This is a genomic window from Allobaculum fili (assembly GCF_020969955.1).
GTDB classification, from domain to species: Bacteria; Bacillota_I; Bacilli_A; order Erysipelotrichales; family Erysipelotrichaceae; genus Allobaculum; species Allobaculum fili.
In genome coordinates this window covers 35,934-61,160 of sequence record NZ_JAHDSX010000008.1, presented here as the reverse complement: position 1 = coordinate 61,160, position 25,227 = coordinate 35,934, and the positions used below count along the sequence as shown (strand labels likewise).

The window sequence follows — 25,227 nt, the reverse complement described above, 5'->3', positions numbered from 1 at the left end:
TTTTTTCTATGCTTCAGGACAGAAACGATTCAAATCTGGAAAGGATGAATATCCAATGTTTAAATGTCCCGTTTCCAAACAGTGCGGCGGCTGCGAACTGCTGCACGTTCAATATGAAAAGCAGGCTAAGCTCAAGCAGGAGCAGGTACAGGATCTGCTTGATCAGGCACGGCTGAAAATGACGGCCATGCCGCCGATCATGGCCGAAACTTCGATGTACTACCGAAACAAAGTCATTTACGGCTTTGCCAAGGATAAAAATAAGAAAGTGTATTCCGGCCTGTATGCGCCAAAATCCCATCGCGTCATCCGCACTTCCGGATGTGCGATGCAGCCAAAGCTGGTAAACGACATTCTCGATGAAATTACCAAGCTGGTCGATTCGATGAAAATCGAACTGTATTCGCCAAAAACCGGAACCGGTCTGCTCCGGCATGTGCTGATTCGCTACGCACAGGAAACCGATCAGGTCATGGTCGTTTTCGTTACGTCGCGCAAGGAATTCCCGTCGCGCAAAAATATGGTCCGGGCCCTTCGTGAAAAATTCCCGCAGATCAAAACGATTTTGCAAAACGTCAATCCGCGCGATACGTCCATCGTCCTGCAAAACGAAACCCTGATTCTTTACGGAACTGGAACGATTACCGATATTCTCTGTGGTCTGCAAATTACGTTTGGACCGTCTTCGTTTTATCAGATCAACCATGACCAGTGTCAGGAACTGTACACCAAGGCCCGCAGCATGCTGCAGCTGAAGAAAACGGATACCGTTCTCGATACGTACTGCGGCGTCGGAACGATCGGTCTGGTCATGGCGGAAGACGCAAAGGAAGTTACTGGCGTTGAACTCAATAAGGACGCGGTCGAAAACGCGCGTCTGAACGCCCATTCCAACGAAATCGAAAACATTCGCTTCCTGGCCATGGATTCCACCCGCTACATGCAGGAAGCTGTCCGCAATCATACCCATTACGATGTGATCATTCTTGACCCGCCTCGTGCCGGTACGACCAGAGACTTTATCCAGGCGGCATCCCGTCTGAATCCGGAAAAGATTCTCTACATTTCCTGCGATCCAAAAACGCTCGTCCGGGATCTGGTCTTCTTCAGACAGAACGGCTACACATCCAAAACGGTTGAGCTGGTGGACATGTTCCCAAATACCAGTCACATTGAATCGCTCGTACTGCTTCAGAAAGATCCAAAAGCTGCAAAGAAGCCGGAAAAAGCCGGAAACGCTAACGGAGGAAGAGCCCAAAGAAAGCCGGGTCCATCCTGCGGCAATACAAAACCGGAATCCCGTCCGGCAAGAGAGCTCAATCCGTACGAAAAGGCACTGGCCGAATATAAAGCGTCTTTACGCAATAAGCGAAAGAAATAAGAAAGAAATAAAAGGAAAGAAATAAAAGAAGGAACAGAAAAGGAACTGCAAAACGGAATACAGAAAAAGCCGAGCCGTTTTGCCGTTCTGCTTTGAACTGGAAGACAATTCCAGGTTTTCTTTTCGTCTTTATGGCGGCAGAATTTTTCACCTGCTTTTTTAGGAAAGGACAAACGTTCGTTCCAATACAATCAGCACGTTTTCTCGGACAGATCCTGCCTCAGATATTCTGGAAAACCGTGCAGGAAAATCCGAAAGATAAAGGAGTTATGTATGATAAAAGCCGCTTTTTTTGATATTGATGGAACACTGCTTTCGCACGAGCTTCATGATGTACCGCAGTCTGCCAGGGACACGGTAGAAAAAATGAAGGAAAAGGGCATTCACTGCGTCATTGCTTCGGGCCGTTCGATGGTCGAATACGAAGCACTGAAAATCGGAAATATGAAATTTGATGCCTACATCCTGCTGAATGGGCAGCTGATTCTCGATGCCGGCAAGCAGGTTCTTTTTGAACATCCCATTACAGGCGAAAGCAGGGAGAAGATTCTGAAGCTTTTTAACGCGAAGGAAATTCCGATGGTTCTCGTGGAAAAAGAGAGGATTTACATCAGTTTCGTCAACGATCACGTCCGCTTTGCGCAAAAGGCGATTTCCACGCCGGTTCCGGAAGTCCTCGAATACACAGGCAATCCGATTTATCTCGCAATCGCGTTTATTCCAAAGGAAATGGAAAACGAAATGCGCGCTAAACTGCCGGACTGCATGCTGACGCGCTGGAATGACTACGCGATGGATATCGTTTCGAAAGAAGGCGGAAAGAAAGCCGGCATTCTTGAGTATCTGCGCCAAATGCACATTGATCCGTCCGAGACGATCGCGTTTGGGGACGGTGAAAACGATTTTGAAATGGTTGAAAGCGCGGGAATCGGTGTGGCCATGGGCGATGCGGAACCCCATATTCGAGAAATCGCCGACTATGTTACCGCAGCGGTCGAAGACGACGGCATTGAAAAAGCCGCTCTGCATTTTGGACTGATCGATCCAGAATAAAACAAAACAGCGGGTGGAGATTTTTATGATTTATGTCACGGGCGATACGCATGGGCGAAAGAACAAATGGACAGAACAGATTGAACCGGTTCTACACGATGGCGATACTGTGATTGTCTGCGGCGATTTTGGCGTCGGCTTCTGGGCTGAAGACAGAGAAGGGGAAGAAGCCTTTTACGATCATCTGGCCAGTCAGAACTATACAGTTCTTTTTCTCGATGGAAATCATGAAAACTTTGATCAGCTCAATGACTATCCGACGCAAGTGCGGTATGACGGAAACGTTCACGTCCTCCGAGACAACGTTCTTCATTTGATGCGCAGCGAAATGTATGAGATCGAAGGGGTGAGGATTTTTGTCTTTGGCGGCGGTCATTCCATGGATCAGGCGTTTCGAAAGGAAGGCGTTTCCTGGTGGCCGCAGGAAATGCCCAGTCTGACGGAATACGAATACGCAAGACAAAATCTGAAAAAGGCCGAAAATTGCGTCGATTATATCCTGACGCATACCGCACCGTCTCAATCCGTTTATTACCTGTCTACCATCCGCTCGCTTGGCATCAAAAGCGTCAATCCAAACGAGATGGAACTGACGACTTTTCTCGATGAAATTCAGCGCAGCGTCTCCTATATGCACTGGTATTTTGGCCGTCTGCACGTCGATTTCGATTTATGGAGGGAGCAGACGGCTTTGTTCAACACGGTGCGCGAAATGAAAAGCGGCTGGATCGTTCGTAAATGGTCCGCCTATGAAGAGCAGTAGCACCCGAATATCGCTGCTGCAGACCTACAGCTCATTCGATCAGAATCCCGAATCCATATTTGAATCCTTAAAAGAACAGACAGAAAGGCGCCGGACGGCACGCTTTTTCATTGGAAAGCGAGAAGTCGGACGCCCGTTTTCGTCTTTGAAGGGCAAAGGCAAAAAGGACTTCTTTCGCACACTCAAAACGAAAGAAGTCCTGGAGAAAAATTATATAAAAGGGAACAGGCCGTCAGACAAGTCCCTCGTAAAAGGAGATCAAAGAAAGCTTTCAAAATCAATCCAAGAGATTTCGTAAGCTTTCGAATCGGACCAGGATTGGACAGATTGGTCCAGGGCAAGCCGTCGGTTCGGGCAAAACCGGACGGTTTAAATTGAAATCTTGCAGATGATTAAAGGAAAAATGAGAAATTAACAAATGAGAAACAGAAAGGGTGGAAACTTCCATTTACGCTGCGCTCGGGCAATTAGCGCTGTACGCGTCCGGAACCGTCTCCGCCAGCGAGTTTGAGTACTTCATCTTCGCTGACAAGGTTGTAGTCGCCTTCGATGGAGTGCTTCAGGGCAGAAGCAGCTACCGCGAATTCGATTGCCTTCTGATCGTCGAAGTCGCTCATCAGGGCATGGATGAGGCCGCCGCCGAAGGAGTCGCCGCCGCCAACGCGGTCAACGATGTTCAGGTCATACTTCTTGGAGAAAACAGGAGTTTGTGTTTTGCCGTCGAAGAGCATGGCAGACCAGAGGTTGCGGTTGGCGTTGATGGACTCACGCAGGGTGATCGCAACTTTGTCGAAACCGAACTGGTCTTTCATTTTTTTCGCTACATCGATGTAGCCTTCGTGGTTCAGAGCACCGCTTGTGATGTCTGTGTTTTCTGCTTCAATGCCGAAAACGTCTTTTGCATCTTCTTCGTTGGCAATGCATACGTTTACGTATTTGCAGATTTCGGACATAACTTCATTGGCTTTGGCTTTTGTCCAGAGCTTGTTGCGGTAGTTCAGGTCGATGGATACAGGAATGCCTTTTTCCTGGCATTTCTTAACAGCTTCCAGGGTGATGGCTGCTGCGTTGTCGCCAAGAGCAGGCGTGATTCCTGTCGTATGGAACCATTTAACGTCCTTGAGAATTTCATCCCAGTTGAAGTCAGCTGGATCAGCAAGCGCCATAGCGGAGTTTGCACGGTCATAGATGACTTTGGAAGGACGCTGAGAAGCACCTTTTTCAAGAAAGTAGATACCTACGCGATCGCCGCCGCGAACGATATCTTCGGTGTTTACACCGTATTTGCGCAGAGAGTTTACTGCAGCCTGTCCGATTTCGTGAACAGGGAGTTTGGTAACGAAGTGCGCATCATGACCGTAGTTGGCCAGGGATACAGCTACATTGGCTTCACCGCCGCCGTAAGTTGCTCCGAAACGGTCAGCCTGCACGAAACGCAGGTAGCCTTCCGGAGCAAGACGAAGCATCAGTTCGCCAAAAGTAACAACTTTATCTTTGTTGGACATGTTTATAAACCTCATTTCAGACCGGATCATTGCCGGGAATCGATTCAGACTGGGCAAGTCTGCTTAGAGTATACACAATAGAAGGTATTCAGACTTGCCCGATGCTGAATCACAACTGGATAGTTCCAGAAAATCCTGACGGACTTACTTGTTTACCGCTTCGTGAACGGTTTTGCGGATTGCGCCTTTGCCGTTGGTCAGAGCGGTTACGTATTCAACGACTTTGTCGCCGAGTACGGTTTCGGTCAGATCCAGACCAAAGATTTTTTCGTTTTTGAGCAGCGGTTCGATAATGGACGCTACATCCTGATCTTCTTCCAGGCTCAGCTGATCGGCGATCGGCTTCACTTCAGAAATCAGTGGATCCGGGGAAAGGTCGAAGACGTTTCCGTTGTCATCGAGACCCATCAGGTAACGAATCCATCCAGCCTGTACGAGCGGAATCAGGTTCAGATCGTTCAGGTCGCGGTTTTCACGCAGGTAGGACTTGATGGTTTCGCCGAAGCGAACAGCCAGTTTCTGCGAAGTATCGGTAGCGATACGCTGCGGAGTATCCGGCATGAACGGGTTCGGGAAACGAACGTTGATTACGGTATCGATGAATTCTTTCGGATCGAGTACGCCTGGGTTTACAACTACAGGCAGACCTTCGGTGTAGCCGATGCCGGAGATCAGTTTGGTCAGATCTTCGTCTTTCATTTCTTCGCTGATCTTGTCATAGCCAAGCAGGCAGCCGTATACAGCCAGAGCGGTATGCAGCGGGTTCAGACAGGTGGTAACCTTCATCTTTTCTACTTTTTCAACCGTGTCGCGGTCGGTGTAGATGATTCCGCCTTCGTCGAGAGCCGGACGGCCGTTCGGGAAGGAGTCTTCGATTACGAGGTATTCGGTTTCTTCCGCGTTCGTGAACGGAGCAACGTAGGTGTTCTTGGATGTGATAACCGGTTCGAGTTCTTCGATGGCATCAGCAGCCAGCATTTTTTCTACGCCAGCGTCAGGACGCGGAGTGATTTTGTCGATCATGGTCCAGGGGAAGGAAACCATGTTCGGGTTTTCGAGGTAGTCTACAAAGCCCTGTTCGGCTTTGCCGTTTTTAACCCAGGCTTTTGCGTAGGCAAGGATGGCATCTTTCAGACGGTCGCCGTTATGGGAGCAGTTGTCCATGGAAACCATAGCCAGGGGGAGTTTGCCGTTCTGGTAGCGAACGTAGAGCAGAGCAGTAACTTTACCGAGGTAGGAAGCGGCTTTTTCCGGGCCATTTTCGAAGTCTGCAGCGATTGCCGGCAGGATTTCGCCTTTCGCATTGGTGAGCGAGTAGCCTTTTTCGGTAATGGTGAAGCTGGCCATCTGCAGGGAAGGCGCTTTGAAGATTTCCTTGAGACGATCGAACTGTTCTTTGTTTGTTTCGTCGAGAACAAGGGATTCAGCAACGGAAGCCACAACGTCCTTGTCGATGGTTCCGTCGGATTTCAGCGTTACGACCAGAGAAAGGCTGTCGTGCGGCCAGTTCATTTTTTCAACGATTTCGTAGTCGAAACCTTCAGCGGCAATAATGCCTTTGTCCATTTTGCCCTGGTTGAGCAGTTCCTGAGTCAGACGGGTGTGGAAAGCCTTGAACAGGTTTCCGGCACCGAAATGGATCCAGGTCGGCTCTTTACGGGTGTTTTCATGAACTTCAGTGATATTGAATTCAGGCAGGTTGTAGCCTTTTTCTTCCCAGGCTTTACGGTCCTGAATTCCTTCAAGATTAAGTTTCATTGGTAATCCTTCTTTCCAAGCCGGCAGACCGTTCCCAGACACAAATCACGATCTGGTCTGGAACGGCTATCGGCAAATGGCAATGCAGGAAGGAAGCGATACGCGATCGCTTCCTTCAAAGAGACAGGTTCAGAAGCTGCCCAAATTGGGGGAAGGCCGGTTCTGTTCCTGGTTTAAAACGTGTTCCTCTGATGGCTGCTGCGCATCGATCGAGCGCTCAGACGGTTTGGGCGAGGTGACCATTTCAAAGCTTTTGTTCGGTTTCTATTGTCTGGATCCTTATCTGTACAGTTCGAGTAAGTTTCGACGGGGGCCTGTGCGGATCCAGATCGGGCGGTTCAAATTTCAAGCGGGAACACCATGGGGGTGATGTTCACTTTGCGTCCTGCGAAAACTTACTTGGAAAGTTTTGCAAGAGCGTCGGCGTTGGCGCCTTTTACATCCGCATGGTCTCTGGCTTCGGATTTGTCAACCGCTTCCCAGAGGCCGTTGATGTAGGTTGCACCGAGCGCGCGGTCATACAGACCGTAGCCTGGCATGCCGATTTCGCCCCAGATCATGCGGCCGTGGTCCGGACGGATCGGTCCGTCGAAGCCGATGTCGTGGAGGGCTTTTACGATTTCGTACATGTCGAAGTTGCCGTCTGTGGAAAGATGTGCAGCTTCTTCGAAATCATCCTCGGAGTTGAACTTCAGGTTTCTTATGTGCGCGAAGTGGATGCGTCCCGGGAGGGAGCGGATCATATCCGGCAGGTCGTTTTTCAGGGAAGTTCCGTAGGAACCAGCGCAGAAGGTTACACCGTTGTGCGGGTTGTCTACAGCGTTCATAACTTTCAGGATGTTTTCCTTGGAAGTGATGATGCGGGGCAGACCGAAGATTGGCCATGCCGGATCATCTGGATGAATCGCCATGTCGATGTTGTACTGATCGCATACCGGCATGATGCGGTTGAGGAAGTAGATCAGGTTTTCGCGCAGAGTTTCTTCGTCAACGTTTTTGTATTTTTCGAAGAGATCCTTAACGATTGCCATACGTTCTGGTTCCCAGCCTGGCATAACGGTTCCGTTCATGTCGCCGGCTACGGATTCAAACATTTCTTCCGGGTTCAGGTTGTCTACAGCTTCCTGGGTGTAAGCGAGAACCGTTGAACCGTCTGCTCTTTTACGAGCGAGTTCTGTACGTGTCCAGTCGAACACAGGCATGAAGTTGTAGCATACGAGGTGGATGCCTTCTTCACCGAGGTTCTTCAGCGTTTCGATGTAGTTGTCGATCAGCTGATCGCGGTTTGGACCAGCGTATTTGATTTCGTCGGCAACGTTTACCGATTCGATACCGGACAGGTTGAGACCGGCATCTTCAACGATTTTTTTCAGGTCGCGGATTTCTTCGCGTGTCCAGACTTCGCCAGGTTTCTTGTCGTAGAGCGTAGTGATTACGCCGGTAACGCCCGGGATCTGGCGGATCTGTTCAAGGGTAACCGTGTCATGACCAGGTCCGTACCATCTAAGTGTCATTTCCATGTGTATATCCTCCTGGCAGCCTTAGCGGCTGTCTGTTTTTCTGCTGGCAATGAGAAATACAATTCCATTTTTTTTCTAGACCTTTTTAACGGGGAAATCTGAAATTTCTGGAATGGGCTTTCATTGCTGAGATTTATCATCTGTTTAACGATGTTTATTATAGGAATCCGGTTTATTTCAGGGTATTTCTAAATTTGAGTTGTACTTTGCAAAAATTGCGTGAGCACGGAATGATCCCAAAATAAAGTCGGACTTATACTTGGGGTATGAAGAAAAACCTATCTACCCCCTTTTCTAAGAGGCAAACGATGCAGAAACCGCGTTATGAGGTTTACTACTACAGCGATAAATCGCTTTCGCATGTGGAAGTGCATAAGCACGACTTTTTCGAACTGACCGTTTTTCTCTCCGGCAAGGTTCGAATGAATATCGCAGGCAAGGAATACATCTGCCGCAACGGCGATACGGCGCTCATTCCGCCTGGACTAGTTCATGAAAACGCCATTGATCCAAGCGTTTCCTATGAGCGCTTTGTCATATGGCTTTCCAAAGACTATGTCGACGAGCTCTGTACCAAGAGCGATGACTTCAAAAAACTGTTTGATGCCTGCCGCAGTACGAGAAACTATGTGAAGCATTTCGAGTTCGCGATTTTCTCGACCCTCTGCAGCCTGATCAGCGCCATTCTGGAAGAACAGGTTCGATTCGGGTTTGGATCCCGCGAAATCCAGGACTGCTCGCTTGAGATTCTGCTGCTGTGGTGGAGCCGTTATTTCTTTGACTTCACCGCGCAGGTTCAACCCGATCGGCAGAACGTTCTCGTTTCCGGACTGCTTTCCTATATTGACGATCATCTGGGCGATGACCTTTCGCTCGATGCGCTGGCTTCGCGTTTCTTTGTTTCGAAGTACCATCTGTCCCATCTTTTCCGTTCTTCCATGGGAACGACCATCCATCAGTATGTTCTGAAAAAACGTCTGAAAGCGGCATCGGCAGCCGTTATGGCCGGCGATGATCTGAATAAGGCAGCCGTGGACTGCGGCTTTGAAGAATATTCGAGTTTCTATCGGGCGTTTTACAGAGAATTCGGCATGTCGCCGTCCAAATGGAGAGCAGAACAGATCGATCGCTACAAACGCCTCGATGCCATGAAAACCCAGACTCAGAAACTGGATCAGGAAGCCGAAACAGCCAAATAATACCGGCGTGGGTGCAATATACTGACTTAATCCTTTTCAAGTATAGATCGATTTGAAAATCTGTACTAATGTGATGAATAACTATCCTTACTGCTTTATTTTGCAGGGCAAAGACAGGGATTCATCTTTTTTATTGCCCGAAAGAGAACTGCCCAGTCAGCTCACAGTACGGACTACGCAGGACATTCAGTTTTCGGCTGGTTTCCTTTCCGCTTTTTGATTATGTCTTTCCTCTCTTGCAAAAAGGAAAAGCCGGTCTTCGTGAGCAAAACGGCTTCAGAAGACCGGCTTTGAATTTCTCCATTCCCATTTTGAAAATTCGGCGGAAATACAGGGTGCGGAATACGGAATACGGAATGCGGAATATGGAATATGGAATAGGGAATATAGAAAAAGAGAAAGGCGAGATGCGATATTCGGATTATGGAATCGAGATACGGATTAAGAAATATTAAAAAGAGCAGGGATAAACGAAGGCGATCCGCTCTAGCGGAAGGCGTTCGTATAAAATTCGTCGATTTTCGCGAACGGAATGATAGCCATCTGATCGTACAGATCGGTATGGGAGGCGCCTGGAATAATCAGAAGCTCCTTGTTCTCCCCTTTGAGATGCGAGTACGCTTCTTTGGAATAGGACAGGGAATGCGCCTTTTCTCCATGGATCAGAAGGACAGGGGCTTCAATTTCATCAATATACGTATTGAGCCGCATATTCAGAAAGGAAGCTGTACCGGTCACGTTCCAGCCGTCGGTACAGTTGCCGGAACGGGGGTGATAGCCTCGCGGCGTCTTGTAGTAGTCGTGATAATCCTTTATAAACTGCGGTGCATCTGTGGGAACGGGATTGACGACACCGCCGCCGCGTTTCTGGTCACGGTTTTTAAAATCGATCGTTCTCTGTCTTGCGATCGCGGCACGTTTCGCGTTGCGTGCTTCTTTGGAATCTTCCGTGTCGAAGTAGCCTTTCGAAATATTTTCGGACATGTTGTACATCGTGCTCGTTACGGCAGCTTTGATATGGGGATCATTGCTGGCGGCATTTAACGCCATACCGCCAAATCCGCAAATGCCAAGAATGCCGATCCTTTCTGGATCGACTTTGTCGGTATTGGACAGGAAGTCAACGGCGGTACTGAAGTCTTCCGTATTGATATCCGGGGAAGCCACACGACGCGGGAAGCCGCCGCTTTCTTTGGTAAAGGACGGATCAAAGGCCAGGGTGCAATAGCCCATTTCGGCAAGTTTCTGCGCGTACAGTCCAGAGGCCTGTTCTTTCACCGCCCCAAATGGGCCGCTGATGGCAATGGCAGGCAGTTTTCTCTCTGCCGTCTTCGGTTCATAGACGTCGGCAGCCAGAAGGATGCCGTAACGGTTTGGAAAGACGACTTTATGATGGTTTACGCGATCGCTTTCTGGGAAGACTTTGTCCCAGTCTTCGGTAAGCGTCAGTTCAGTACTGGATACTGTGTTCATAAGTTCCTCCTTGTATGATGACGAGCAAAGGGTATACCCTGAACCTGACTTCAGCTCAAGGAGGAAGCACTCGAAAAATGAAAAAGACAGAAGCATCGATTGGACAGGTCAGCGCAATGTTTGGGATACCAATTTCCACGCGGCACTATTATGACCGGCAAAACCTGATTCCGAATCTGTAAAAGACCAATGGAATCCGTTCATTTTCAGAAGAGAATATTGAATCGATTCGCGTCATTCAGTGCCTGAAAGCGAGCGGACTGGAAATTCGGGACATTCAGACGTTCATGGAGATGGCTGGACAGGGAAGCAAAACGTTCGCAAAACGCAAAGCGCTTTTTGAAAAGCGAAGAAGCGTACTGGAAGAGAAAATCGCTGAACTTCAGCAGGAAATGAACATGATTCAGTTCAAGTGCTGGTATTACGAGATGGCTCAGGAACTCGGCAGTGAAGAAGCGGTAAAAGCTATGATTCCCGATCAGCTGTCCGAAGAAGTCCGTACGTATTATGAAAACAGTCATGGACAGGAATTCATGAACCTCCCAGGACAGGGCAAACCAGAGGAAACCTCCGTCGTTTCAGTTTTAGACGCGGAAACTGTCGAATACAGTTAAAAGACAGCTTTGAACCAAACCGCAGACTGGAAAAGGCGAAAGGGGAAAAGCAGAAACCGGCAAGTCCAGAACCAATTAGAACAGGAAAATACAGAAAAACGGCCCGCAAAAATGCGAGCCGTTTCGTTTATATGGGGTGAGATTCAGTCCGTCTGCAGTTTGGATGGAGCGAAAACTCCCTTTGATTTCTTCTGATTACTTCTGTTCGAGATCGAAGCCGAAGTAGCGAAGGGTGTTGTTGTAGGAGATGCCTTTGATGATCGGAGCAAGCAGATCATCGTCTGCCGGGAACTCGCCGTTTTCTACCCATCCGCCAACGAGGTTGCAAAGAATGCGGCGGAAGTATTCATGACGCGGGTAGGAAAGGAAGCTGCGGGAGTCGGTGAGCATGCCGATGAAGTTGCCAAGCAGACCAAGGTTGGCCAGGGCAGTCATCTGCTTGATCATGCCGCTCTTGTTGTCGTTGAACCACCATGCAGAACCCTGCTGGATTTTGCCGATGGCATCGCTGTTCTGGAAGCAGCCGATCACGGTGCCGATCATTTCATCATCGGCTGGATTGAGGGAGTAAAGAATGGTCTTGGGCAGGCCGCCGTTGGATTCCACATGGTTGAGGAAACTGGTGAGCTGGCTGGCCGGGGTGTAGTTGGAAATGCAGTCGTAACCGGTGTCGGCGCCAAGCTTTTCAAACATCGGGGTGTTGTTGTTGCGCAGGCAGCCGTAGTGCAGCTGCATCACCCAGCCGCGGTTTTTGTATTCTTTGGCCAGAGCGGCAACCAGAGCGGTCTTGAACTGATCCGCTTCCTGAGTGCTGAGCGCTTCGCCGTTTCGTTTCTTCGCGAAGATCGCTTCCACTTCTTCTTCACTTGCCGGCGCATACATTACGTAGTCCAGACCGTGGTCGGATACGGAGCAGCCGTTGGCAGCGAAGAATTCCAGACGCTTGGAGAGCGCTTCTTTCAGATCGGCATACGTTTTGATTTCCATTTTGGAAACTTCAGCTAGCTGATCGATGTAGCTGTTGAAGTCATCCTTGTTGATGTTGACGGCACGGTCCGGTCTCCAGGCGGGAAGAACCTGCACGTCAAAGCTTTCGTCTTCCTTGATCAGCTTGTGCCATTTGAGATCGTCGATCGGATCGTCGGTCGTGCAAAGCAGGGTAACGTTCGCTTTCTTGATCAGGTTGCGTGCGGACATTTCCGGGCTCTTGAGCTGTTCGTTGCAGAGCTCCCATACCTCTTTCGCGGTCTTTTCGCTCAGTACGCCTGTGCAGCCAAAGAAGCGCTGAAGTTCGAGGTGAGACCAGTGGTAGAGCGGATTGCCGATCGCCTTGTCGAGAGTTTTCGCGTAGGCGAGGAATTTTTCCCAGTCCGATGCGTCGCCGGTGATGAATTTTTCATCGATGCCGTTGGAACGCATCTGGCGCCATTTGTAGTGGTCGCCGCCCAGCCATACCTGAGCGATATTGTCAAACTGACGGTCTTCGTAAATTTCCTGCGGATTGATGTGGCAGTGGTAATCCACAACCGGCATCTGCTCGGCAAAGTCATGGAAAAGATGTCTGGCTTCCGGGGTTTCCAGCAGGAAGTCTTCATCCATAAATTTTTTCATAGTGAACTCCTTTAATTCGTAATTCGAAATCGGGTACAGCATTCCTTGCTGCGCTTGAAACGATCCGCACCTTCAGACATAAGATCTCTCGATGCGAGTGTATCGCTTCAAGCGGCAGCGGCGAGGGCATCCTGCAGAAAACGGTTTGGAAAGCCTTTTTGAAATGCGTTTCGGAAAGGCTTTCTTGAAAAACGTGTCCACTGGAAACGGAAAAATTCGAAACATCATCCGTTTTGCAAAGCGGCTTCTGACGGATCGACGCGATTTTCGCATGGCCCGTTTTGCCTTCCTTTGTCGCGGCAGCGAGCGGTCTGTACAAATTCGGCAATCGTTGCGTAGGAGGAAAACAATACATACGGGTACGTTTAAGCGCGTTTTTTTGCCCTGTCTGCTGGTACTTACAATAAAAGGGCCGTTCAATGCCTGAAAGGGGCACGGATTTCTCTCGCAAGAATTTCAAGGCATCACGCAAAGAATGCGATGAATTTCCAAAAGGGAAATGAGTAGAATACAGACATTGCCAATGCCCGTAATACAGCCGGCAATCACATCAGGCAAGTTATGCGCGTTCACGATGTACTATTAGTACAGGCTTTTAGTACAGGCTTTCGAAGCCGGTGCAGGCGTGATTTGCCATGCTGGCTGTCGATGTTGGATAAAGAAAGAATCAGGTGACCCATATGAATGCAACGTTTGAAAAATTTGAACAGATCGGAATTATCCCTGTTGTCGTACTCGAAGATGTAAAAGATGCCGCTCCCCTCGGCAAGACTCTGCTGGCCGGCGGCCTGCCTGCTGCCGAAGTAACCTTCCGTACCGCAGCAGCTAAAGATTCCATTGCCGTTATGCGCAAGGAATGTCCGGAACTGCTCGTTGGTGCCGGAACCGTTCTCACAACCGCTATGGTTGACGAAGCTCTCGAAGCTGGTGCTCAGTTCATCGTATCCCCGGCGCTTGATGCAGACGTAGTAAAATACTGCATCGAAAAGAACGTACCGGTTCTCCCAGGAACCTGCACCCCGACCGATATTCAGCAGTGCTACGTACTCGGTCTGCGCGAAGTAAAATTCTTCCCGGCTGAAGCTTCCGGCGGTCTGAAAATGATCAAGAACATCGCTGCTCCGTTCAACATGATGCGTTTCATGCCGTCTGGCGGAATCAACGAAAAGAACATGGAAGACTACCTCAAGGATGACTGCATCTTCTGCGTAGGCGGAAGCTGGATGGTTAAAACGGATCTGATCAAAGAAGGCAAATTCGACGAAATCGAAGCCCTCTGCAAAAAAGCCGCTGACAAATTCCACGAAATCAAGAAGTAAGCCTTAAACCAGACCTGTAAATACAAAACCGAACCATAAGAACACGAAGACCTTTTCTGGATCCATATTTCCGGAAAAGGTCTTTTTCTTTATGCCAAAAGGCAGGGAAGACTCAGCTTTCTCTTTGTCCAAAAACCAGCTTCGCAACGCTTACGGGTTTACATAGATTTTACAAAAGCTTTTCCAAACGCAGATAGAGCCGAAAATGGGGATTTTTTACTATGGGAGTACAAGGAGGGATCCAGGTGAAAGAAATGATCTTCGTGCTTGTCGTCTTTTCTGTGATCGGCTTTTGTGCTCTGCTCATTGAACTTCTGTATCGCAACGTAAAAAAGCAGGACCGGCTTCAGCGCCTCTGTCGCGAAAACGCGCAGAGCCGGCAAAAGGAAAAACCAGACGGTGCTGTATACAAAGGAGCGCCGCAAAGCAAGCTACCTTGTCATAAGGACGCCCTGCGGGCGGACCGAGGAGTGTAATTCATGAATTTAGAAATGATCAAGACCCTGCTGCTCTTTGCGGGCGGTCTGGGGATGTTCCTGTATGGAATGGAACTGATGGGCGAAGGCCTGCAGAAAGCCGCGGGCGACAAGACCCGGCGCCTGCTCGAATCGCTGACTAAAAATCCACTGATGGGTCTGCTGGCCGGCGCGCTCGTGACCGCCATCATTCAGTCTTCTTCCGCAACGACGGTTATGGTCGTCGGTTTTGTAAACGCATCGCTGATGTCGCTGACCCAGGCGTGCACGGTCATCATGGGCGCTAATATTGGTACGACCATGACCGGATGGATCGTCTCGATGGGCGAGTGGGCTTCCTTTCTCAAACCGGAAATGATTGCCCCGATTCTGCTCATGAGCGGTGTCATTCTTTCTATGACGGTCAAATCGAGCCGTCTTAAGGACGGAAGCAAAATTCTGATCGGCTTTGGCATTTTGTTTCTGGGGCTTTCGTCGATGTCCGGATCGATTACGCCCTATGCCGATTCGCCGGTTTTCACCAAAGTGTTTGAAGTGCTCGGATCGAATCCGCTGCTCGGCGTTCTGGCCGGCGTTGGCGTTACTGCCATCATTCAGTCTTCTTCGGCTTCGATGGGTATTTTGCAGACGATGGCTATGGCCGGCGCGGTCAACTGGGGTTCTGCCGTATTTATCGCGTTAGGTCAGAACATCGGTACCTGCGTGACCGCTCTGCTTTCTTCGCTTTCCGGCGATACGAACGCGAAGCGCGCCGCGATGATTCATCTCGAATTCAACGTGATCGGGGCACTCATTGTCGGCGCTGCCGCGGTGGTATTTTTCATGTTCCAGCCGTCGCTTATGATGGCCGGGGTCAGTTCGTCTTCGCTTGCGCTGTTCCATACCGGCTTTAACGTGGCGGTAACGGCCATTCTGTTTCCGTTTCGAAAGCAGCTTGTGGAACTTTCCAAAATTCTGATCAATCCGGCCAAGCACCAGAAAAAGCATTCCGCCGCTCTGCTCGATCCGCGTCTGCAGTCCATTCCGAATGCGGCGATTCAGGCTCTGTTCGCCCAGCTCGACGTTCTGAAAGGCAAATGCCTCTCGTTAATTGATCTTTCCCGGGAAGTGCTGATCGATTCGAAAGACAACGGCAAGCTCCACGAAAAGGGTGCGAAAATTCTTGCCGACTGCATCAAGGTCAAGGAATACTGCAGCGGCGTCGATTTACAGACACTGAACGAATCCGAGCAGAAACAGCTGCAGCGCATTCTGCTTTCCGCCAGAGACCTGCACCAGATTGCCATGAACTGCATTGCGATCGGTACGATGAAAGAAGATTCTCTGGGCGATCACGCCCTCAGTGAATCGATGAAAGAAGATATCAATACGCTCTCCACACTGTGTAAAGAAGCGCTCTTTCGGCTGCAGATCGGCCAGGAAAAGAGTATGCAGACTTCGCCTGAAGCGAAAGAAGCGATTTTGCGCGTTCAGCAGGAAGTGGTTTCCATTCAGTCCAATATCGAAGAACGCCGGCGCGCCCATTTCCAGCGGGCACAGAAAAATAAGGAACATGCCGAAACGAGCTGGCTGTTCTTCGATGCTGCAGAGTGTTACGAACAGATCGCCCTGCGTACCCTGCGTCTGGCCGATGAAGATGCCTGGCAGAATACTCTGCATCGTCAGCCGGAGCTCGGAGCGAGCGCAGATTCTGCTGGACTGGTTTCTTCCGCATCGCCGGCGTCCTGTGCCCTCGTGCGCATCGAACGCTGAAATCATATAAACCGGTTCCACAAAGAATAAAACCGTATATCTGAATCGGATCTGAAAGAATACGCCGTACTGGATCCGTTTCTCTGCACTTTCTCACCTTTGGGAAAGTGCTTTTGCACGTTATGAACCCGCTCAACGGAAAGCCGGACGGCTCTCTGCCCATGGCCGTTTACCATACGCTTTATACTGAGAAATAGATCGGTTCTGGATTCGCGCAAATGCGATTTCTCTCTACCCGTGTTTATACAAAGCAAATCTGTACGCTTTCGATCTGCAAGAATGCAGAACAGCCCGTCCTGTTTCGGGGCAAAGGAGGAAAAATGGAACAAAACCGTATTTGGTGCGTCGAAGACGAAACCAGTATTCGAGATATTCTGATCTACACCCTGAAATCCTGCGGATTTGACGCCGAGGGATTTGAAGACGGCGCAGCGTTCTGGCAGGCGATGAACGAAGCCGAGACAAAACCGGATCTCGTGCTGCTGGACATCATGTTATGGCAGAGCGATGGCCTGACGATTTTGCAGCAGCTGCGCCAAAATCCGGACACCGCACAGATTCCGGTCATTATGACGACCGCCAAAGGGCGGGAAAGCGACAAGGTCAAAGCGTTTGAATATGGAGCGGACGACTATCTGGTCAAGCCCTTTGGAATGATGGAAATGGTTGCCCGGATCAAAGCGGTCCTGCGCCGCTGTCAGAATGCGGGTTCTGCCGAAAAGAAAAATTCGATTCTAGCGCTGGGGGATATCCGCCTCGATCCTTCGAGTCATAAAGCGTGGCTGGAAAAGAAGGAAGCGGAGGGAAAACCAGGCGAAGACAGGAAAATCGAACTCGAGCTGTCCCGCAAGGAATTTGATCTGCTCGCCCTTTTTCTGGAACATCCGCGAAAAGCGTTCAGCCGCGACGATCTTCTTTATGAAGTATGGAAAACGGATTTTGCGGGCGAAACGCGGACGGTGGACGTTCACATTCGATCCCTTCGCAGCAAGCTGCTCTGGGAAGGCGATCGAATCGAAACGGTACGCGGGATCGGCTATCGCATGAGGGAAGACGCATGACGCGCAAAATCTTTCAGTCGATTTTCGGCGCCTGTCTTCTCGTGCTCTCTCTGGCGGTTCTCATCTCGGTACGGATCATGTATCGCGGCTTTGTAGACGAACAGATCGGCAATCTCGACAGCGAAACCGCCCGGGTCGCTTCGGTACTCAACCGATCGGACGTGCAGGAACAGATCGATCTTCTGGATGAAGATTTTGAGCTGTTCAACCAGGGCGACCTGCGGCTGTGTCTGATCGATCCAGACGGGGAAGTCGTCTACGATTCCTTAAATATCGCCCACGAGAGCAATCATAAGGACCGTGAAGAAATCGCCGAAGCCAGAGAAAGCGGCAAGGGATTTTCGATTCGTCACTCCTCGACATCGAATACGGAAACGTACAACGCAGCCATGCGTCTGGCCAACGGAAGAATTCTCCGGCTGTCCCAGACCCATTCCTCGCTGATCATGCTTTTTGGACAGATGGTCATGCCGGTTCTGATTCTGATTCCACTTCTGCTGCTTCTCAGCTATATTCTGGCTCGCCTTTTATCGCGGCACATCGTGACCCCGATCAATGCCATCGATCCCGCGAAACCGCTGGAAAACATTCCGTATGAACAGCTTCGTCCGCTTCTGGAACGTCTGGATGAAAACAACCGGCAAATTGCCGAGCAGATTGACGCGCTCGAAGAAAGCCAGATGGAATTTGATGCGCTGAGCGATTCGATGGATGAAGGGCTGATCATGGTCTGGAAAACGGGACGGGCAACGCTGATCAATCAGGCAGCCCGTGAGATTTTCGCTCTGCCCATGCAGGAAAAAAAAACAAAGGCTGGAAACGTAGCGTATGCAGCAGCTCAAAATCTTGATCCTTTAAACGATCAGTACACCCAGGCAGGAGAACAGACCGCCGAAGGGAAAGCCAAACCGAAAGGAAGGCTGAAAACGGAAGACGGTATTGATCTGTACGGTCACAGCCGTCAGCTCCGTCAGCTCATTCAGTGCGCGCTGGCAGGAGAAAGCCTGAAGGAACTTCGGCATAAAAAAGGAAAAATCTATTCGCTGGAAGCCCAGCCGATCTGGAAAAATCAGGAAGTGATCGGCGCCATGGTTCTCGCTCTGGATATTACGGACCGCCAGCAGGCAGCGATGCGCCGTCAGGAGTTTACAGCCAACGTCACGCATGAGCTCAAAACGCCGCTGCAGACGATTTCCTCAAGCGCAGAACTTCTGGCCAGCGGCATGGTCCGCAAGGAAGACGAATCCAGATTCCTTGGCTACATTCTTAAGGAATCCCGTCGTATGACGGAAATGGTCAGCGACATCATTACGCTTTCCCGGCTGGAAAACGAAAGAAAAGAAGGCAATCCCAAATCCGATCTGTATGGGGCGGCCAAAGAGATCAGTGAAAATCTGAAAAGCGCAGCGGATCTGAAATCGATGACGATCGAATGCACCGGTGCATCAGTGGATGTCTGCGCCACCCGCACAGATCTGGAACGGATCCTGAAAAATCTGATGGAAAACGCGATCCGCTACGGCTTTGAAAACGGGCATATTCAGGTTTGCGTATCCGTACTGGACGCGAATACCGCCCTGGTCGAAGTGGCCGATGACGGGCCGGGCATTGACGAAAGTCTGCAGGATCGAATTTTTGAACGCTTTTTTACCGCCGACCCTTCCCGATCGAAAACGGGAACCGGTCTTGGTCTGGCGATTGTAAAACATACCCTCGAGAAGCTTTCCGGAACGATTCGTCTGGATTCCCAGCCGGGAAAGGGAAGCCGCTTCTTTGTGGAAATTCCGCGCTGGAAGCCGGAAGACGACATTCTGTACTGATTCCGAACAATTGAGACCAGAAGAAAAGTTCTGTCCCTCGCAATCGACGGGCAGAACTTTTTTTGCGGCGGTTTTTCGATTTTTTTGAAGCGGCATTCTGGGCGCAATCCGCCTGGAACAGGGAAGAAACGCTGGCCGGACGGAATCGCTCAGTCCAGTGAATCTCTCTTTCGTGCGATTCGTTTCTGTCTGAATTTCTCTATGCCGTTTTTGTAGACTATGTACATAAAGCCGTCTCCAGACTGCCAGGCGCATACTTTCAGAACGTTCAGACACTGCTCCAGATCGAACAGCAGGTCCTGGGATTCGAGTTCCTTTCGAACATCCAGCAAAATTACCAGAGCGTTCCAGGCGTTCTCTTCCGCATCGGCATATTCCTCCTGTTCAAGAGCAATTCTGGCGAGCAGATTCCATGTCCTGCCGGCCTGAAAATAGTGAAAGGAGGTTTTATTGATGTCATACATCATCGCGAAGAGACTGAGAGCCTGACTGGCGTGTTCATCGGCCTGCTCATACAGATGAAGATCGGTTTCGATGCAGACCTGCCGGTAGGTAATCCGGTCAAACAAAAAACAGTCCGCGTAAATCTGTGATCCCAGATTCAGTCATTCCGCCTGATCCAGGGCAATCCGATTGATGCGCAGCGCCTGTTCAAGATCGTTCAAGGACAAACACGCTTTGACAAGACGATCGAGCTGGATGCAGAGCGATCGGGTGCCTTCCACTGTACGGTTTTCTCCATAAAGCGACTGAAGAATCGTGCAGCTCTTCTGGTACAGTTCAATGGCTTCTTCTGTTTTCTGGCGGGCTCAAACGACATCCCCCAGTCCGGCGAGACTTTCTGCTTCATAACGCTGCAAATCCAAAGAGGGGCTGTTTTCCTTAAGCTCGCCGTACATCCGCAAAGCCCTGGAATAATACGCTTCGGCTTTATCCCAGTTTTTAGACAGCGCCTGGGCCTCGGCTGCCTGCAGACAGGCACAGGCAAATTCCTGTCTGGTTTTCAGACTGCAAAATTCTTCCATATTGGATTTGGCCATCTGCAACCCCCGGTACGCAAAATACACGGACACGATGAAAAGATCCTGGTCCCTGTAAATCCAGCTGAGTTTAAGAAAAACTGCACGCAGTCGACGGAGCATCATGCACCGGGGATAAATCCGATGTTCGAGCAGTCTCTGATAATTCGAAAGCGCGTTCTCGTAATACGATTTCGCCTTGATCAGCATGTCCTCACGGTGCTGGACATACAGCGTCTCCCAGTAAAAATACAGGTCGCCAAAACATTCCTGAGCATACGAAAAATGATACAGAGCCAGAGAGGAACTGTCGTGTCCAAGTACAGTGACGCTAAGCTCATCCGCATGCCGATAGCTGCGTTCGGCTTCCAGATTTCGGCCGTTCTGGCGCGCAATTTCTCCTAAAGCGAGATATGTCGCCCACAAGTGCTGCCGGATTCGATCCATTTCCTCGTTATTTGGAACGATCAAATCGGCATTCTCTGGCCAGATGGACTTGTTTTGCCCATTCGACTCCCGGATCTTCAAGATTTCTTGATCCAGTACGAGCGACTGATTGATGTAATATTTCGAAACGGAGAAATCCTTCTGTCTCATGCAAAGTTCGGCGATAAAACGAAAAAGCCAGGAAGACTTCTGCTTCCATTCCAGAACGACCGGATCATCTTCTACAAAACGGGAATGGGGATCCGGATTAGCGGAGTCTAAACACGAGAGGGCATCCAGTGCGTGGAGAACGGCTTCATGAAGCTGGTCTTTTTCAGTTCGAAGCCGGGCTGCAAGCAGATGGGAAGGATAGTCGGGGTGCACCTCCACTCGTTTTTCGGCCCATTGTATCGCCTCATTGAGACTTGCCGGGACGCCTTTTCCGTAGAGATGAAGGAAAATCATTTCGTCCATTGCACTCGTGTGGTTCATTTCAGCTGCTTTTTGAAGGCAGGCGATGCCTTTTTCATAGTCGATCGGTCTTCCAATTCCGTTCATGCAGGCAAGACCCGTTCGGTAAAGCTGCTGAGCGCTGTCGGTAAAGGGATTTTTGGGGTCAGCCGGATTAAGTACAGGAAAATGGAGACTTTCGTTTTCCTTTTGGTTCTGGAAACCGAAAGAGTCCTCCAGGCAAAAGATGCGGCAAGGATCTGCATCCAACATCTTTTTCTGGGTAAGCTGCCAGACGGGGATGAGCATTGCGTCCTGTTTCAGAAACGGGAAGCACCGCATTTCCCAGCCCGGATTTTTCTGAAAACGAAGCGAAAAAAAGGCGGTCGGAAATGGATCAGATAGAATCGTTTCCTGTGCAGCGGTGCGGCTTTCTGTCCTTTTGGCAAGGAGGTTCGAATACTTTGAATACAGGAAACGGGCAGCCTCAGGAAACCGATAGCAGAGAGTTTCGCCGGAGTCGTTGAATGGATCGGAACAGCCCGTATCGACATTTTGCATCCACAGATTTTGAGACAGAGCGGCCTGAACATCCTGGATCTGTCTGGAAGAAGGAAAAAGCGTATTGAGATAGTCCTGAAGCTTTTGTAAAAAGGACGGCTCTTTCGGATCTTCGCAAAAACGGGCGAGGGCGTGAAAAGCCGGAATATATTTCTGGAGAAAAGGAAAAACGTCCTGGTCGGCACAGATCGGAAGAAAGGGCAGGTGCAGCTTTTCAATCAACCGAAGAATCCAGTCGTGCGCAAAGCTTTCTTCACGTAAAAATTTCTGCGTGATCGGCAGGATAATCAGATTCATCTGCGAAAGATCCGAGACAAAACGGGAAAGGTCTTCGGGATGATCGGGATCTGGATCGTAATAAAGAATACATTGAGTAAGATCAAACAGATCTTGCCGGATGCTTTGAAAATGCGCCTGGAAATCTGCTGGATGCGCAGAAATATAAATCATTGGCCGGTACTCTCTCGAATAAACAAAATTTTGAATCGATTTCATGAAAATATCCTTTCTCCATTCCGCGCGCTTTCTCTTACAAAAGAATACCGATATAAACCATCAAAAATAAAGCCAGTTCATTTATGGATAATAAAGGATTAAGAATTGTCCTGTAATCGGAGGAAAGCGATCTGCACATTTCCAGAAAACAAAAGAGTCAGAAATTTTCATTTCATCAAAAAGAAAAGCACCAGATATCCAGTCCCGTCTTCCATTCACAACCTGCAGAACCGGTCTGCAAAGTCTTGAACAGAGACAGAGAAAGGAAATCTGGTGCTTTGTTTTGTCAGCGGCTAAAGGGCTGTTCCTCGTGCACAGGATCGATCGAGATTCCAGACCGTCTGGAAGGGAAAGCCGGTATTCTCAAAACAGCGTGTATGCCGCGTAAGCAGAAAGGAAATTAGAAGCGCAGACCGAATCCGTACTCGTAGTAGCTGCCTTCGGAATCACGGTAAGCGTATGCTTTTCCGTTTTCATCCTTGAGTTCTTCCGGCATGAATTCGTCTTTGGCATAACCCGGGATGTCGTTGTGGGAAATGCAGACACCTTCATTGTTTACTGCGATGACTTCATCGTTTTTCGGCAGCGTGATCGGCATTTTGCCAACCGGGCTGAAGCGGTTGAAGATGACATCGAGGTAAGCGCTGGTGTATGTATCGAATCCGGCGAGCAGAGCGTCACAGAACGGTTCGAGGTTCCCCGGCATCCAGGGCAGGGAAATGTTCAGCGTGCCGATGACTTTGCCGCCATGCGCATGAACGGCTTCAGCAACAGCCGGAATGAGGTTGATGCCGGCAGCTGTCGTTTCTTCGTGCGTGGTTTCGAGCGGTTTGCCGTCTTCGCTGAAGTCAGCAACAACTTTGCCATCGCAAAGATCGATTTCGAGCAGACCTTTGGTTGCGGAGAAGTAGTTGCCGGACTGCGGGGAAACCATCAGAATCGCGTAATCGGCTTTCGCATAGTCATCCGTAAGGGTGACGTTTTCCTTAGCGAATTCTTCTCTCAGGCTTGCGGTCCATTTTTCGCTGGCTTCAGCGGTCTGGTCGAAGCCTTCGATGTAGAACAGCTTGCCTTCGGTTTCCACAACGGGAAGGGTATTGTTCGTGTTCTTGAGCAGAACCACAGACTGACGGTGAACGTTCATCGCCTTGTCCCAGTCATTGCTGTGGGTGATGGCCTGTTCGGATACCTGCGGATCGCGGTATGGGTTTTCGAACATGCCCAGCGCGAATTTTTCTTCGAGCGTCTTTTCAACGGCACGGTTCAGTGCATCTTCACCGAGAGTGATCTGTTCGATCGTGTAGCCTTCTGGGATCGGGTGCGTATCGTAGTAGCCGTTTGTCGCGCGTTCCATCGCTTCTTTTGCGTAGGAAACGCCGTAGGATTCGGAAATCATATCTACGCCGTTGTTAATGGCCAGCGCAATACGTTCCGGACGGTCGAGAGCTTCTACGCCCCAGCCCATGTTGTCGATGATACCGGAGTCGGAGTTGATGTAGCCTTTGAAGCCGTGCTGATCTTTGAGCAGGTCGTTGATCATGTAGTCGTTGAACGCAAAGCCAACAGGAATCCAGCGGATTTCCTTGCCGTCCTTGCCGTACTGCGGTGCGCTCTTCTCTTTAGAAGGCTTCGCGTAGTAAGGCATGATCGAGCCGGCGTTGTAGCGAATGGCTGGGCCAAATCCTTTTGTGTGGTACTTTTCGAGAGATCCTTCGGTTGCGTATACGTTCCACTGACCTTCTTTGTAGTGCGGGTCGAAGCCGTTTTCACGAGCTCCGCCGCCTGGCCAGTGCTTGATCGTGAGCGCTACGCCATCCTGGGTAACGCCTTCCTTGGATCCCTGAACTGCAGGTACGAGTTCTTCGAAGATGGACTCGATCAGTTCTGGATTTTCGCCAAAGGTACCGTAAATACGCTGCCATCTTGGATCGGTAACGACGTCAGCCATGTACATGTAGCCTTTGCGCAGACCGGCTGCGTACCATTCCTTGCGGATGGATTCGCCAAATTCTTTTGCGATGCCCGTATTGTCGGTGCCAAGTACGGCAGCGGCAATACCCATTGTTCCAGGCCATGCCGGGAACGTACCAACGGAATCGTTCATACCGAATACGACTTTACCGTTTTCGTTACGGGAGTTTGTGGTCACCAGAACCGGGATAAAGTGTTCGTTGTTTTCCGCCTTGTTCTGCATCTGGTTGAGCCAGTCGGTCAGCTGTGCCGGTGTCGGGTTCGTACGCAGGATGAAATTTCTCATTCTGTCCTGACGTACGGCCTCGGTGGTTCCTGGCAGACGGTAGCCGGCGAAAATGGATACATTTTCGAGAATGTTTTCATCGAGCAGTCCGGTTTCGTCACTGAGGTTTTTCCCATCGGAACCGCCGGCAGGACGGCCCATGTACCCTTCGGTCGTGTACGGGTTGCGGCTGGTAACGAAAATCTGGCCGATTTTTTCCTCAGTGCTCATGGCATAGGTGAGGGCTTTGGCACGGGTTTTCGGATCAAGACGCCAGTCGGAGAAGGCTTTGAGCTCGCCGGATCCGTCAACGTCCTTAAAGAAAAGTCCTTCGGATTCGATGACCGGCTGATCGACAGTTGTGATGTCCGGTCCGTTTTCGTTATGGAAAGTTCTGATTTGTTCTGTTGCTTTCATTTTTACTGTTCCTCGCTTTCCGCTCTCCTGCAAGGGCTGCAGAAGAGTTTTATTCTGGCAAGACCAGAACTGAATCCGGAGTTTTACAAAGCTGCCAGAAGATTAAAGACAGCTAAAGAAGCCGTCGATATACGTTCTGTACAGCCTGAAAAATCCCTGAAAAAATGAATGATTCCTGAGATCTAGACAGCTGAGAATGTCAAGAAAATACTGATTCATCGGATTCGCTTTCATTGTAGACATTCACGGGCAGAATCTCTTTTTGCAAGCCTGCTCGAAGCAAGAAATGCAAGGTTTTGAGCAAGTCTTTACAAGTGG

General features: G+C 49.9%; 19 protein-coding genes. 11 read left to right on the top strand and 8 right to left on the bottom strand.

All coding sequences use genetic code 11. The features are described from left to right. Positions 1 to 55: 55 nt before the first annotated feature. From rlmD to Afil_RS03365, 3 genes are all read left to right on the top strand, one after another. Complete coding sequence (gene rlmD / locus Afil_RS03375; RefSeq protein WP_230267109.1) at positions 56 to 1,381, top strand: 23S rRNA (uracil(1939)-C(5))-methyltransferase RlmD; 1,326 nt, start codon at positions 56 to 58, stop codon at positions 1,379 to 1,381. A gap of 273 nt (positions 1,382 to 1,654) precedes the next feature. Beyond that, a complete protein-coding gene (locus tag Afil_RS03370; RefSeq protein ID WP_230267108.1) occupies positions 1,655 to 2,434 on the top strand; it encodes a Cof-type HAD-IIB family hydrolase in 780 nt (259 codons plus the stop codon). A 25-nt stretch (positions 2,435 to 2,459) separates the two neighbouring features. Beyond that, positions 2,460 to 3,197: a metallophosphoesterase family protein gene (locus tag Afil_RS03365; RefSeq protein ID WP_230267107.1), complete on the top strand. Its 738-nt coding sequence runs from the start codon at positions 2,460 to 2,462 to the stop codon at positions 3,195 to 3,197. A 467-nt stretch (positions 3,198 to 3,664) separates the two neighbouring features. Here Afil_RS03365 and Afil_RS03360 read toward each other — a convergent pair whose 3' ends face one another. From Afil_RS03360 to uxuA, 3 genes are all read right to left on the bottom strand, one after another. After that, on the bottom strand, positions 3,665 to 4,702 hold the full coding sequence (locus Afil_RS03360; protein ID WP_230267106.1) for a sugar kinase: 1,038 nt from the start codon (positions 4,700 to 4,702) through the stop codon (positions 3,665 to 3,667). 144 nt (positions 4,703 to 4,846) lie between these two features. Beyond that, positions 4,847 to 6,460, bottom strand: coding sequence for a mannitol dehydrogenase family protein (locus tag Afil_RS03355; protein ID WP_230267105.1), 1,614 nt, complete (start codon positions 6,458 to 6,460; stop codon positions 4,847 to 4,849). Positions 6,461 to 6,855: 395 nt separating this feature from the next. Beyond that, positions 6,856 to 7,980 (bottom strand): mannonate dehydratase, encoded by a 1,125-nt coding sequence (uxuA, locus tag Afil_RS03350; protein ID WP_230267104.1) that lies wholly within the window; start codon positions 7,978 to 7,980, stop codon positions 6,856 to 6,858. A gap of 308 nt (positions 7,981 to 8,288) precedes the next feature. Between uxuA and Afil_RS03345 the strand changes: the two genes are divergently transcribed. After that, complete coding sequence (locus tag Afil_RS03345; protein WP_230267103.1) at positions 8,289 to 9,179, top strand: AraC family transcriptional regulator; 891 nt, start codon at positions 8,289 to 8,291, stop codon at positions 9,177 to 9,179. Between the two features lie 486 nt (positions 9,180 to 9,665). Here the strand turns inward: Afil_RS03345 and Afil_RS03340 are convergent, their stop codons facing one another. Continuing rightward, entirely contained in the window at positions 9,666 to 10,652 is a 987-nt protein-coding gene (locus Afil_RS03340; protein ID WP_230267102.1) for an alpha/beta hydrolase, read from the bottom strand. A gap of 77 nt (positions 10,653 to 10,729) precedes the next feature. Between Afil_RS03340 and Afil_RS03335 the strand changes: the two genes are divergently transcribed. Together Afil_RS03335 and Afil_RS03330 are read left to right on the top strand one after the other, a co-directional pair. Beyond that, entirely contained in the window at positions 10,730 to 10,834 is a 105-nt protein-coding gene (locus Afil_RS03335) for a MerR family DNA-binding transcriptional regulator (protein ID WP_230267101.1), read from the top strand. Positions 10,835 to 10,846: 12 nt separating this feature from the next. Next, the gene (locus tag Afil_RS03330; protein ID WP_367614376.1) at positions 10,847 to 11,266 is read left to right on the top strand and encodes a MerR family DNA-binding protein; all 420 of its coding nucleotides are present in this window, start codon (positions 10,847 to 10,849) and stop codon (positions 11,264 to 11,266) included. Between the two features lie 195 nt (positions 11,267 to 11,461). Here Afil_RS03330 and uxaC read toward each other — a convergent pair whose 3' ends face one another. Further along, on the bottom strand, positions 11,462 to 12,877 hold the full coding sequence (gene uxaC / locus Afil_RS03325; protein ID WP_230267100.1) for a glucuronate isomerase: 1,416 nt from the start codon (positions 12,875 to 12,877) through the stop codon (positions 11,462 to 11,464). Positions 12,878 to 13,557: 680 nt separating this feature from the next. Here uxaC and Afil_RS03320 point away from each other — a divergent pair. The 5 genes from Afil_RS03320 (at position 13,558) to Afil_RS03300 (ending at position 19,305) form a co-directional block, all read left to right on the top strand. Further along, complete coding sequence (locus Afil_RS03320; protein ID WP_230267099.1) at positions 13,558 to 14,196, top strand: bifunctional 4-hydroxy-2-oxoglutarate aldolase/2-dehydro-3-deoxy-phosphogluconate aldolase; 639 nt, start codon at positions 13,558 to 13,560, stop codon at positions 14,194 to 14,196. A gap of 245 nt (positions 14,197 to 14,441) precedes the next feature. After that, positions 14,442 to 14,672: a hypothetical protein gene (locus Afil_RS03315; RefSeq protein WP_230267098.1), complete on the top strand. Its 231-nt coding sequence runs from the start codon at positions 14,442 to 14,444 to the stop codon at positions 14,670 to 14,672. A gap of 3 nt (positions 14,673 to 14,675) precedes the next feature. After that, entirely contained in the window at positions 14,676 to 16,424 is a 1,749-nt protein-coding gene (locus Afil_RS03310; protein ID WP_230267097.1) for a Na/Pi cotransporter family protein, read from the top strand. A gap of 320 nt (positions 16,425 to 16,744) precedes the next feature. Then, positions 16,745 to 17,485 (top strand): winged helix-turn-helix domain-containing protein, encoded by a 741-nt coding sequence (locus Afil_RS03305; protein ID WP_230267096.1) that lies wholly within the window; start codon positions 16,745 to 16,747, stop codon positions 17,483 to 17,485. Then, positions 17,482 to 19,305 carry a sensor histidine kinase gene (locus Afil_RS03300; RefSeq protein WP_230267095.1) on the top strand — a complete coding sequence of 608 codons (1,824 nt, stop codon included), beginning with the start codon at positions 17,482 to 17,484 and terminating at the stop codon, positions 19,303 to 19,305. Before Afil_RS03305 ends, Afil_RS03300 begins: the two co-directional genes overlap by 4 nt. A gap of 149 nt (positions 19,306 to 19,454) precedes the next feature. On the opposite strand, the gene Afil_RS03295 is transcribed toward Afil_RS03300, so the two are convergent. The 3 genes from Afil_RS03295 to Afil_RS03285 all read right to left on the bottom strand — a co-directional run bounded on the left by Afil_RS03295 (position 19,455) and on the right by Afil_RS03285 (position 24,909). Continuing rightward, entirely contained in the window at positions 19,455 to 19,874 is a 420-nt protein-coding gene (locus tag Afil_RS03295) for a hypothetical protein (RefSeq protein ID WP_230267094.1), read from the bottom strand. Between the two features lie 240 nt (positions 19,875 to 20,114). Next, on the bottom strand, positions 20,115 to 22,256 hold the full coding sequence (locus Afil_RS03290; protein WP_230267093.1) for a tetratricopeptide repeat protein: 2,142 nt from the start codon (positions 22,254 to 22,256) through the stop codon (positions 20,115 to 20,117). 400 nt (positions 22,257 to 22,656) lie between these two features. Continuing rightward, positions 22,657 to 24,909 carry a glycoside hydrolase family 3 protein gene (locus tag Afil_RS03285; protein WP_230267092.1) on the bottom strand — a complete coding sequence of 751 codons (2,253 nt, stop codon included), beginning with the start codon at positions 24,907 to 24,909 and terminating at the stop codon, positions 22,657 to 22,659. Positions 24,910 to 25,227: the final 318 nt, after the last annotated feature.